Genomic DNA, 11,522 nt, shown 5'->3' on the forward strand with positions numbered 1-11,522 from the left:
GCGACGGGCCGCCATGCAGCGTGGGCGTTGCCGCGCGTCCGGGCACGGCGGGGGATCGCGTTGCGCGCCGTCACACGCGGCACGCCCACGGAGCAGTCGTTGAAGTGATCCCGCCGTCAGGCGCCCCGATTCGGTGCAGACCGAATCGGCTACGGCGCAGCGCAGCCTAGCGGATGCCGTCCAGCACGGCCTTCTCGGTTTCGCCCAGCAGCAGGTCCAGGTCGAGCAGCAGCAACAGGCGTCCTTCCAGCTTGCCCACGCCGCGAATGAAGTCGGAGCCGCCCCCCTCGATGACGGCAGGGGGGGCCTCCACCGTGGAGGCGGGCAGGCGCAGCACCTGCGATACCGAATCCACGATGAACCCGGCCACACGGCCTTCCATCTCCACCACCATGATGCGGGTCCTTTCATCCGCCGCCCCGGCCCGCAGGCCGAAACGCGCCCGCATGTCGATGACGGGGATGACCTTGCCGCGCAGGTTGATGATGCCTTCGACAAACGAGGGCGCTGCTGGCACGCGGGTGACCGGCATCATGCGGATGATCTCCTGCACCCGCAGGATGTCCACGCCGAATTCCTCTTCGCCCAGCGTGAAGGTGACGAGTTGCAGCAGCCCGCCATCTCCGCCGTCCAGCCGGAACCGGCCCGACGCCCCCGGTACGGCGGACGCAATGTCTTCGCGAGTGGCTTCCATGGTGCGCCTATGCCTGCTTCAGTTCTTCGACCAGGCGGCGCAGCACCTGGGCCTGGTTGGACAGTTCGGACACCGCCTTGGCCGCCTCGCGCATGGCCTGCGCCGTTTCGGCGGAAATGGTGCTGACCTGCTCCACCGCCCGGTTGATCTCCTCGCTGGCGGCGGACTGCTGTTCGGAAGCGGTGGCGATGCCGCGCACCTGGTCGGTGGCCGAATCCACCAGGGCCACGATTTCCTTCAACGATGCGCCGGAGTCCTGGGCCAGGCGGGTGGTTTCCTCGATGGCGCGTACAGAGCGGTCCACGTTATCCATGTTCTTCTGCGCGCCCTGCTGGATGCCCCGGATGGCGCTGCCCACCTCGCTGGTGGCCTGCATGGTCTTTTCGGCCAGCTTGCGCACCTCGTCGGCCACCACGGCGAATCCGCGCCCGGCGTCACCGGCGCGGGCCGCCTCGATGGCGGCGTTCAGCGCCAGCAGGTTGGTCTGGTCGGCAATGTCGGAAATGACGTTCATGATCTGGCCAATGGCTTCGGCCTGGCGGCCCAGGTCTTCCATGTCGCGCTTCAGGTCCATGGACTGCTGCTGCACCTGCGATATTTCGCGAACCACGTCGTTCACGATGGCCGCGCCCGCTTCGGCCCTGTTGCGGGCGTTTTCGGACGAGGTGGCAGCGGTGCCCGCGTTGCGGGCCACTTCCAGCACCGAGGCGTTCATTTCTTCCATGGAGGTGGCGGTTTCGGCCACGCGCTTGGACTGTTCTTCCGCGCCCCGGTCGGACTGTTCTATCTGGGCGGAAAGCTCTTCGGAGGCAGAAGACACCACCTCCACCACGCCTTCCAGCTTCTGGGCGGCCTGGATCATGCCTTCGCGCTTGGCGTTTTCCGCCTGCTTGCGGGCTTCTTCCGCCGCTGCGGTGGCGGCCATGGCCTCGCGCTCCTTGGCCTCTGCCAGCACGGTCTTTTCGTCGGCCTCGGCTATCTTGCCCTTGAGGGTGGCCACCATGGCCTGCATGGCCTGGTACACGCCGGACAAAGGTCTGTCGGCGCGGAAGCTCACGTTCAGGTTGCCGGCGGCAATCTCTGTGGAAACACCCTGCAAGTAGCCGGGGTCTTCCCCAAGCTGGTTGAGGGTGGAGCGGATGAGGAACACGGCGGCCCCCACACCGATCAGCAGAGCCACGGCAACCAGCGTGATGCTGACCTGCTGGGTGGCTGAGACGCGCGCCCCGGCCGCATCGCCGGAATCCTTGGACCCCTTGTCGTTCAATTCCACACAGCGGCGCAGGGCGATAATTGCAGCGTCAAAAGCAGGCTTGAGCTCCTTCGTGTCCAGGGCCATGGCCTCTTCGGTGCGATTCTGGCGCGAAAGGGCGATCATCTTGTCCAGCCCTGCCAAGTATTTCTCGAAATTCGAATTGTATTCCCGGAAGGCCGCACGTTCCTCTGGGGAAGAAATCAGCTTCTCGTAGATAGTGCTGTTGGCCAACCGCCGCCCGTCGACGGCCTTCAGGCTGCTCTCGATTTCCTCCATGGCGGATTCATCACGCGCAATGATGTGCTGCAATTGCTGACGTCGCACCTCATTGACGTTGCCACGAATATCTCCAACAGCCTTTATGCTTGGCATACAGTTCTGCGTAAGATTGATGACATCGCCAAAAATATCACGCAACTGCACCGAAGAATACCCACCAACGCCTGCAATAAGAACAATCAGCACAGCAAAACTCGAGATCAACTTTGCCTTTAACGTCATGACTAACTCCAAAACATATTCTATCCCATTTTTTTCATCCCTCTGACACCTGACTATCCATCCTTTGAAACAAACAATATTACATTACTTTAAAACTAAAAAAAACTCTTGATCATAAAGATATTCAAAATAAGTCCGATTCTTATCAAGACAATTTGCATCAACTGCAGAGACAACATAGTACATCAAAAATATATATATCATTTTTAATTGATATGAAAAAAATGAATATTATAGACAGCAACGCTACTCATGTATTGATATTTTACATGCAACAGAAATTTCACATACAAAGTTAAATAGAAATACAGGACGCATTAACACAAAACCATACTCGTACTGACAGAATGCACAAATCGCTGTTTAGCCATCTTTTCTTAAAATAGAGCCATGAATACATGGCATTGGGAATCAAAGGCGAGGTGTGATACTTATAGTCTGTAGACTTATAGTCGTCAACGCAGAACCTGAGTGGATTCTTTCAGCCAACGGAGGAAGCCATGCCAGGCTATTCTGCACAAGAAAAACAACAACTTATGGAATTAGGTGCAACAATCCGCCAGTTCCGCGAGGCACTCGGCTGGTCCCAGGAACAGTTGGCAGAAAGAGTAGAATTGCACCGCACATACATCGGCGGTGTGGAGCGGGGCGAACGCAATCTCTGCCTGCTGAACATCCTTGCCATTGCCGAGGCCATGGGAGTATCGCCGGGCAGACTCATCGACAGGGCCTTCCCCGACCGCGCCGCCGTCGCCGCTTCCGGCTGCCCCGATGCCACGACACCCGATGGCGGGCCGGACAGCGACTGACCCTGCGCGCCGCGCCTGCCGCATCGGTCCATGGGGCCAACCTTCCGCACCATGGCGCCAGGGCCCGGCCCGTCGCCCTGCCCATCCGACCGACATTCCGGCCCAGGGGGCTTCCGGCCCGGTCCCCCCGACATGGGGCGTCTGCCTGCGAACCCGGAAAATAACGTCCCCGGAACAAAACTTGCGTCGTGCAGTGCAGCCCGAAAAGCGGGCAAAACCTTCCGCCGCCGTTCGTGTTGCGGCTTGATACCCGGGGCCATGCCCCGGGCAGACCTGGGAGGGCAGACGGAGGACGCATGAGCATCGAGAACCACGGAGGAATCTCCAGCAGCGGGTGGGACCCGTGGCACGGCAGGGGCAGAGGGATGGGCAGGGCCGCAGCCCGCCTGGCCAGCGCCATGATGGAGGAACTGGATGCCGACGACGACGGCGGTCTTTCCGCCACCGAGTCGCAACTGTCCGGGGCGGCCTTTGCCGCCCTGGACAAAAACGGCGACGGCGCCGTCAGCAACCGCGAGTTGCGCGCAGGGAGGGCTGCGCAGCAAACGCGATGAACTGATAGACCTGATGCGGTCGGACACCGGCACCGAAACCGGCGCGGACGAAACGCCTGCGCCCGCCGCGGCAACAGGACCAACGGCGGAACAGGCGTCAGCCATGGCCGGGCTGCTCTTAGAAAAGGGCGATGCGGATGGCGACGGCGCCCTCTCTGCCACGGAAACCGGCCTTGGGGGCGATGTATTCACCAGCCTGGACACCGATGGCGACGGACTGCTCTCTTCCGGCGAGCTTTCCACCGCCGCGCTGGCGGGCGCCATTGCCGCCACACTGGACGGCAAGTTGGCCGTGCGCCTGACGGTCCCCGCCACCCTGCAGGACACCGACACCACGGATCCCACTGACGGCGGCTCGGACACCACGGCAACCGCCGCCGGGGCAGCAGCCACCGCGTCCGCCCAGTCGGGCACGGTGGGGGCCATGGCCTCGCGCATTGCCCAGCGCATCGTGGAGCGCCTGGACACCGACGACAACGGCAGCCTGTCGCAGTCGGAATCCGGCCTTGACCAGAACCGCTTTGCGCAGTTCGACACCGACGGCGACGGCAGCGTCACCGCCAATGAATTCGGCGGATCGCTGCAACAGATGCTGGACGTCATGGGCACCCTGCACGCGCTGAGTTCCGTGGCGCGCAGCAACTACGGGCGCAGGGCCTACGGCATGGCCGCGCGCGAAGCCGTGGATCGGTACGAGGGCAACATGGGCGGCCTGATGACCGCCCTGTTCGAAACCGCCCCCACCGGCAGCACGGGCACCACCACGGACACCTCCGGTGCCGTTGCGGCAACTGGCGGTTCCGCATCGGGTGACGCAGGCACCGCCACGGCGGACAATTCCACTGTTGGCGACATCACCAACGTGCTGGCGGACGCAGCCGCCGAAGCGGCTCGGGCAGCCACGGGGGCAGCAGAAAGCGTCTAGCACGGGCCAGCCACCTCGCACACACATCGCTTGCCGGGGGCTTGTTACGGCCCATCGCGCCATGCCCCCGGCTGGCCTTGGTCCGCCGCCATCAAGAGCGGCGTGGCGTCTTCGTCCGAATCCGACTCCACCCTGGCTGCGGCGGGCCATGAACGCTTACGGCAGCGCGGGCGGCTTCGACTTCTCCGGCCTGTTCGCCTCGGGAGATTCGACAAGCACGTCCGCTGGCGTCTCCGGCCTGCTGGAGGAAATCGCCTGCTGGAGGAAATCGCCTGACGGTGGGCCTCCTGTCCGGCGTGGCCACCGCACCGTTGCCGCGTGCAATGAACAACGCGGCGCTGCCCTTTCGGGAGCGCCGCGTTGTTGCATGCCATGTGGAGACGACGGAAACGGACGACGCCAGATACGGACAGGCACCGCACAGACGCCACGCCATCGCCGCACGGACCCTGCACAGGCGACGAAACAGACTACCCCCGCGCCGCCCCCATGGCCGCACGGGCTTCCGCGAAGCGGGCGGCAACATCGTCCGCACCCACTATTTCCGAGACCAGCGCGCAGCACCGCGCCCCATGCGCGGCCACCTGCCCGACATTGTGCAGCTTGATGCCGCCAATGGCCACGAAGGGCAGCGAGATGTTGGCCAGCACCCAGTCCAGGTACTCGAACCCCACGGGCGCGCAGACGTCCTTCTTGGTTTTGGTGGCGAAAATGGGCCCCACGCCGATGTAGTCCGCCCCGCTTGCCACGGCGGCGCGGGCCTGCTCCGACGAATGGGTGGACAGCCCGATGATGCGCCCCGGCCCCACCAGTTGCCGCACCGCCAGCACGGGCAGGTCGTCCTGCCCCACGTGCACGCCATCGGCATCGCACAACATGGCGATGTCCACATGGTCATTGACGATGAAGCAGGCCCCGGCCTCGCGGGTCATGCGGCGCAACTCCAGACACTCGCGCAGCATCTCACCGGCGTGCTTGTCCTTTTCACGGTACTGCACGATGCGGGCGCCGCCGCGCAGCATGGCGTCCACCACGTCCACGGCAGACCGCCCCCGCGACAGCCCGTCATCGGTCAGGCAGTAGATGTCGGCTTCCGGCGTGCTGCCGGGAAGGATGCGCGGCATGGGATGCTCCTTTTTTGGGAAAGAACTGAGATTTCGGGCTTTCGCGGAACACCAAGTCATCAAAGCGAGTTATAAGTCCATAGAAACACCTGCCCTACCGCCCCTGCACAACCTGCGTAACGCGCGCGACCGGGTCAGCGGCAGGGAAAGTCGGCTTGACGCTGCATATGGCCCCACCGCGAACCGGCACCCCGCCTGTAATCGGCGTCAGGGTGGGTAAAGGCAAGGAAAACAGGCTTTCCGCAAGGGGAGCGTACGCCTTCGGTACGTGACCCGCGCGGAAAGCCTGTTTGACGCAGCATATGCCCGCCCTGACGCCGATTACACAAAACCGGGGCAGGGGCCGAGTATGTGGTGCAGCACCGCATCCGCCTGCATGGCCGCCGCCATGGTCACGCGCGGTGCCAGCGGAGGCAGGTCGTGGCCCACCTCGCTGGTGAAGTCGCCCACCAGCACCATGCGGTCGCCCATGCGGCGCATCTGCATGGCCGGGCCGCCCCAGCCGCCCATGCCAGAGGCGGACACCACGAAGGCGCCCATTTCCAGCGCGGCCTCCACGAACATGCGCTTGGCCTCGGGGTCGTCCAAGGCTTCCACCAGAATGTCGCACCCGGCAAACACGTCGGCCACGTTGGTGGGGGTCAGTTCCACGCGCCGGGCGGTGACCACCAGGCGGGGCTCGATGATGCGCAGGCTTTCGGCAAGCGCGTCCACCTTGGACTTGCCGAGATGGAACGGCTGGTACTGCTGGCGATTGAGATTGGAGGGTTCGACCACGTCGCGGTCGGCTACCACGAGTCGGCGCAGGCCGCTGCGCACCAGCATGGCGGCGCAGTTGGAGCCAAGGCCCCCTGCCCCCGCGATGCCCACGCGGGCCACGGCCATGCGTTCAAGGTGGTCATGTTCGAGATACCGGGCGAGACCATCGGAAAGAATGCTCACGGAAGCTCCTGAAGAGGGGGGGATTGCGACGCGGATGCCCGCCTCGTCCGCCCCGCGCACAGTGCCCTGTTCCGAACCGTTCAGAAATGCTGTGAAAGGCTCCGGATGTTCCGGAAAATCCTGCCGTTTCGGAATATCAGGCCGTGGCGCTGGGGGCTGCCGGGGTAAAATTCCCGGCAAGTTCGCTGGACGGGGTGCGTCGCGCGGCGCACGCTATCCCACACCCGTACCCGCCGTCCAGCACCGATTCCCAGTCCTTGTACACTGGCTGGTAGCCGCGCGCGGCAATGGCGGCGGCCATTTCATCGGCGCTGCGCGGATCGGAAATCTCGAACTGCGGGGTGGCGCCGCCCCCATCCCCCTGCCCTTCCACATCCTTGCGGGCGGCGTGGCCGTTTTGCTCACGGACGGCGTGGCCGCCGACTGCGGTGCTCACCCCGGCGGACATGCGGGTAACCCCGAGGGGAATCAGGTTGTCGCGCAGGCCCGCCCGTTCGCGGGAGGACACGGTAATGCCCGCGCTGGGCATGAAGATGCGGTAGGCCAGGATGACCTGTACCAGGTCATGGTCGGATACCGTGTGCGCAGGCTGGAAGGCCCCGGCGTGGGGGCGCAGGCGCGGCACGGAAAAGCTTGCGTCCACATAGGGATACCGGCGTTGCAGCCAGTAGCCGTGCAGGGCGGTGAAGAAGGCGTCGCGCCGCCAGTCGTCCAGCCCCAGCAGCGCGCCAAGGCCCACGCTGCGCATGCCCGCGCGGGCGGCGCGCTCCGGCGCGTCCAGACGGAAATGGTAGTCGCGCTTGGGCCCTGCGGGGTGCAGTTCCGGGTACAGGGCCGCATTGTAGGTTTCCTGGAACATGGTCATGCCGTCGATGCCCGCATCCACCAGCAGCGCGTACTCCTCGTCCGTCAGCGAATAGACTTCCACAGACAACGAAGGGAACAGCGGGGCCAGCAGGCGCGCGGCATGTGCGATGTATTGCGGCCCGGAAACATGGCGCGCATCGCCGGTAAGCAGCAGCAGGTGGCGCAGCCCGGTGGCGGCGATGGCCCGCCCCTCGGCCACGATTTCCTCGTCCGTCAGGCGCTGGCGGGGAATGTGGTTGCGCGCGTTGAAGCCGCAGTACCGGCACTGGTTGGTGCAGTGGTTGGAAAGGTACAGCGGGGTGAACAGCTGGATGGTGCGTCCGAAGTGGCGCACCGTCAGCTCGCGGGCGCGAAGGGCCATGTCCTCCAGCCGGGTGGCCGCCGCCGGGGAAAGCAGGGTCAGCAGATCGTGCGGGGAGAGGCGCTCCTTGCGCAGCACGCGGGCCACGTCGTCTGGCGTGGCGGCCTCCATGAAAGCGCGCAGGGGGGCGTCCGCCACGCGGGGGGCCCATTCACGGACCACGTCGTACATGCTCATGTCCTGCTCCTTGTGCGGGAAGACGCGGGAAGACGCGGGAAGACTCCGGGGAATTGGGGGGATACGCTGAAGGCACGGAGCGGGCATCCGGCGGGTTCACGGCGTGTGGCGTCCCGTCCCGTGCGCCGCGCGCCCGGCTATTCCCCCAGAAAGCCCGTCAACGGCGACGAGGCGTTGGCACCGTCCGCAGTCGCCGCGGCCACAGGCCCCGCGCCCGAAAGGTATGCCGCGCGCCCGGCGCGCACCGCCTCGCCAAAGGCGCGGGCCATGGCCACCGGGTTGCCCGCCGTGGCGATGGCCGTGTTCACGAGGCACGCGGCGGCGCCCATCTCCATGGCCTCGCAGGCCTGCGAGGGCTTGCCGATGCCTGCGTCCACGATGACCGGCAGGTCGATCTCCTCGATGAGCACGCCGATCATTTCCGCCGTGCGCAGCCCCCGGTTGGTGCCGATGGGCGCGCCCAGCGGCATGACGGCGGCGGCCCCGGCGTTGACCAGGTCGCGCGCCACGTACAGGTCGGGGTTCATGTACGGCAGCACCACGAAGCCCTCTTTCGCCAGCGTTTCCGTGGCGCGGGCCGTGGCGTAGCCGTCCGGCAGCAGAAAGCGGCTGTCGGAAATGACCTCGATCTTGATCCAGTTGCCGCACCCGGCGGCCTGCGCCAACCGGGCGATGCGGACGGCCTCTTCGGCCGTCCGCGCGCCGGAGGTGTTCGGCAGCAGCCGCATGTGGGACGGAATGTGGGCCAGCACGTTGGACCTGGGGTTGGCCAGGTCCACGCGCCGCAGCGCCACGGTGATGACCTGGGAGCCCGAGGCCCCGGCCACGTCAGGGATGAGGGAGTCGGTGCCGTACTTGCCGGTGCCGATGAAGAGGCGGCTCGTCAGGGCCGTCCCTCCGATCACCAGCGTGTCGTTGTCGTGTGTGTCGTGCGTCACTAGCCCCCTCCCACGAAGTGCAGTAGTTCGAGTTCGTCTCCCTGATCGAGCCGGGTGGCCCCGTACTCCCCGGACTTCACGATGGCGCGGTTGCGCTCGACCACCACGGCCTCGGGCCGCAGGGCCATCCGCTCCAGCAACTGGAGCAGCGTCGTGCCGGTTTCGCATTCCATCTGCTGTCCGTTCACGCGTATCGTCATTGCCGTAATCTCCGCTGCCGCGACGTTCGAGAAAGCGAAGGGAGCCTGCGAACGGCAAGCTCCCCTTTGATGGCCCGAAGGCGAGGAAGCTTCCCTACGGCAGGATGACCTGCATCAGGTTCTCGGGGTCGGAAGGCTGCCCTTCCCTCTCAGCCCGAACGGGCTCCCCCAGCTTCGCGTTGTGGCGCGTCCGTCGCGCGGTTTTTCCCGCTTTCGTGCGGCGGGCGAACAAAAAACGCCCGTCGCAGGTTGGACGGGCGTTTCCGGCATTTCGGGCGCGGTACGCTCAGCTTCCCTACGGCAGTGTAAACTGCTTCAGGTTCAGAGGGTCTGGAGACGTGCTCCACTCTCAGCCCTGCGGGCTCCCCTAGCTGAATGAGCGTTCAATACCCCTGGCGCGGAGGGATGTAAAGCGTTAATCCTCGCCAGTCGTCATTCCAGATGCACCCCGCCCTCCGGCTCCAGATGGGGCGCATGGTCCCCCTGCCCGGCTCCGACCTGCGGACGGTTGTTGCAAGCGCCCGTGCGGGCATGTCGCTGCAGTTCGAGACCATGCCCTTGGAAAGCCACGACATGGCGGTGGCATGGCGGGATCATCCGGCGCCAAACGTACGCCCGACGCCTTTCTTGCCGCCACCGGGCGCAAACGGGGCGCGGTGGAACCCGCGCCCCGTGACAATGCGAAAACGGCAACCTCCGGTGCGCGTCAGCGCACCGCCAAAACCGGCACCAGGTACGCGTCAGCGCACCACCAGCACCGAGCAGACGGCGTGCGAAACCACCTTGGAGGCCACGCTGCCCAGCAGGAACTTTTCAAGCCCCGTGCGACCACGGCTGCCGGTGACGATCAGGTCCACGCCTTCCTTCTTCGCCAGTTCGATGATGTTGTCGGCGGGCGAACTGCCCCCTTCCAGCACCGGGCGCAGGGCCACGCCCTTCCCCTTGGCGACTTCGGCGGCCTTTTCCAGCGCCTTGGCGGCCACGGCCTTGTAGTGGGCGGAAAGATCGACGGGAACGGCGATCTCGCCCATGTCCAGCGGTTGTTCGGCCACTGCAAGGGCGATCAGTTCCGCGCCGCCCTTCTGGGCAAGCTCTACCGCCTTGGCCAGGGCCTTTTCGGAAAACTGCGACGAATCGACGGCAACGAGAATCTTCATGGCTCCTCCTTTCCGGTGTTCCGGCGTTCCGGGCAAAGCGGGCCGCACCCCAGCGGGCGGCGCGCGTGGCAGCGGAGGACGCGTCCGTGAAGCATCAGGCGGAGAGGGTGTCGGCGGGGGCATGGCCCGAGGCCACCTGCCGACATCGTGACTGCGGGAACAAGCGCGGACGCGGGGGAAAGTAAACACTCTCCCTCACTCTTCGTATATGACGTGATGCCGCCAGCGGCAATGAAATTCCGTGCCGCACGGCCATCTTTCCTCAGGAAATCGCCAACACGCCAACCCTAGCCCCATAACGGGCCGACATCGGCACAGGGCCAGCCATGCGCACCACCATGTCGCGCGGACACGACAGGAAAACACCCGCTGGCGGTAGGCATGAGCGGCGAAGGATGGAAGCAGCCTCCCGGGTGGCTTGCGTCCTGCGCCGCACACCGCGTCAGCATCCCACCGGGACCGCGCCCCCTGCCGCCCCAGCATCAACGCCGCGTCACGCACCAGATGCCGCACAGCACGCAGGCCACCCCGGCCAGGTGCGACCAGCCCACCGGTTCGCCCAGCAGCAACGCGGAAAAGCCCAGCGCGCTCACCGGCAGCACGGCGGTGAAGGCTCCCGCCGTTCCCGCATTCACGCGGGCCACGCCCCGAAACCAGAAAATATACGCAGCCACGGTGATCACAGCGCCGTAGTACCCCACCAGCAGCCAGCCGGTGAGGTCCAGTTCCGTCACACGGTGCGCCTCCGGCAAGGCCAACGGCAGAAACTGCACCGCGCCGAACAGGGTGCATGCCGTGGATGCGGCCAGCGGCGACACGGGCGTGCGCAGGGTGCGCCCCAGCAGCAGGAACAACGCTTCGCAACACACCGCGCCCAGCACCAGCAGCAGGCCCAAGCCGTCAACACCCGCTGCCGTGAGGGACTGCGCGGCATTGCCGCCCGCCGCGCCGGAAACGGGCGCAAGCCGCAGCACCAGCACCCCGGCCACGCAGCAGGCAATGCCCGCCAGCGTGCGCG

At 65.5% G+C, this 11,522-nt stretch carries 12 protein-coding genes and 2 riboswitches; of the genes, 3 read left to right on the forward strand and 9 right to left on the reverse strand.

Annotated features, from left to right (window positions below):
• Nucleotides 1-166: 166 nt before the first annotated feature.
• Both FVW20_RS17610 and FVW20_RS17615 read right to left on the reverse strand, forming a co-directional pair.
• Nucleotides 167-694, reverse strand: a complete 528-nt coding sequence (locus FVW20_RS17610) for a chemotaxis protein CheW (RefSeq protein WP_231039226.1) — start codon at nucleotides 692-694, stop codon at nucleotides 167-169.
• Nucleotides 695-701: 7 nt separating this feature from the next.
• Complete coding sequence (locus FVW20_RS17615; protein WP_196610603.1) at nucleotides 702-2,450, reverse strand: HAMP domain-containing methyl-accepting chemotaxis protein; 1,749 nt, start codon at nucleotides 2,448-2,450, stop codon at nucleotides 702-704.
• Nucleotides 2,451-2,950: 500 nt separating this feature from the next.
• Here FVW20_RS17615 and FVW20_RS17620 point away from each other — a divergent pair, with 500 nt between their 5' ends.
• From FVW20_RS17620 to FVW20_RS17625, 3 genes are all read left to right on the forward strand, one after another.
• Nucleotides 2,951-3,259, forward strand: coding sequence for a helix-turn-helix domain-containing protein (locus FVW20_RS17620; protein ID WP_196610604.1), 309 nt, complete (start codon nucleotides 2,951-2,953; stop codon nucleotides 3,257-3,259).
• Between the two features lie 296 nt (nucleotides 3,260-3,555).
• A complete protein-coding gene (locus tag FVW20_RS19895; RefSeq protein ID WP_231039227.1) occupies nucleotides 3,556-3,813 on the forward strand; it encodes a hypothetical protein in 258 nt (85 codons plus the stop codon).
• 13 nt (nucleotides 3,814-3,826) lie between these two features.
• Nucleotides 3,827-4,738, forward strand: coding sequence for a CREC-EF hand family protein (locus FVW20_RS17625; protein WP_231039228.1), 912 nt, complete (start codon nucleotides 3,827-3,829; stop codon nucleotides 4,736-4,738).
• Nucleotides 4,739-5,208: 470 nt separating this feature from the next.
• On the opposite strand, the gene thiE is transcribed toward FVW20_RS17625, so the two are convergent.
• The 7 genes from thiE to FVW20_RS17660 form a co-directional block, all read right to left on the reverse strand.
• Nucleotides 5,209-5,862: a thiamine phosphate synthase gene (gene thiE, locus FVW20_RS17630; RefSeq protein ID WP_196610605.1), complete on the reverse strand. Its 654-nt coding sequence runs from the start codon at nucleotides 5,860-5,862 to the stop codon at nucleotides 5,209-5,211.
• A 321-nt stretch (nucleotides 5,863-6,183) separates the two neighbouring features.
• Nucleotides 6,184-6,804 carry a sulfur carrier protein ThiS adenylyltransferase ThiF gene (gene thiF, locus FVW20_RS17635; protein WP_196610606.1) on the reverse strand — a complete coding sequence of 207 codons (621 nt, stop codon included), beginning with the start codon at nucleotides 6,802-6,804 and terminating at the stop codon, nucleotides 6,184-6,186.
• 136 nt (nucleotides 6,805-6,940) lie between these two features.
• A complete protein-coding gene (thiH, locus tag FVW20_RS17640; protein WP_196610607.1) occupies nucleotides 6,941-8,209 on the reverse strand; it encodes a 2-iminoacetate synthase ThiH in 1,269 nt (422 codons plus the stop codon).
• A gap of 137 nt (nucleotides 8,210-8,346) precedes the next feature.
• Nucleotides 8,347-9,147 (reverse strand): thiazole synthase, encoded by an 801-nt coding sequence (locus FVW20_RS17645; protein ID WP_196610608.1) that lies wholly within the window; start codon nucleotides 9,145-9,147, stop codon nucleotides 8,347-8,349.
• Nucleotides 9,147-9,347 (reverse strand): sulfur carrier protein ThiS, encoded by a 201-nt coding sequence (gene thiS / locus FVW20_RS17650; protein ID WP_043608334.1) that lies wholly within the window; start codon nucleotides 9,345-9,347, stop codon nucleotides 9,147-9,149. The genes FVW20_RS17645 and thiS overlap by 1 nt, the downstream gene beginning before the upstream one ends.
• A 74-nt stretch (nucleotides 9,348-9,421) precedes the next feature.
• Nucleotides 9,422-9,527: riboswitch (TPP riboswitch) on the reverse strand.
• A gap of 95 nt (nucleotides 9,528-9,622) precedes the next feature.
• A riboswitch (TPP riboswitch) is annotated at nucleotides 9,623-9,726 on the reverse strand.
• 361 nt (nucleotides 9,727-10,087) lie between these two features.
• Nucleotides 10,088-10,504 (reverse strand): universal stress protein, encoded by a 417-nt coding sequence (locus tag FVW20_RS17655; protein WP_196610609.1) that lies wholly within the window; start codon nucleotides 10,502-10,504, stop codon nucleotides 10,088-10,090.
• 482 nt (nucleotides 10,505-10,986) lie between these two features.
• A partial coding sequence (locus FVW20_RS17660; protein ID WP_196610610.1) for a DMT family transporter occupies nucleotides 10,987-11,522 on the reverse strand: 536 nt, incomplete at its 5' end.

This window comes from Nitratidesulfovibrio oxamicus, from assembly GCF_015731765.1.
Lineage (GTDB): Bacteria > Desulfobacterota > Desulfovibrionia > Desulfovibrionales > Desulfovibrionaceae > Cupidesulfovibrio > Cupidesulfovibrio oxamicus.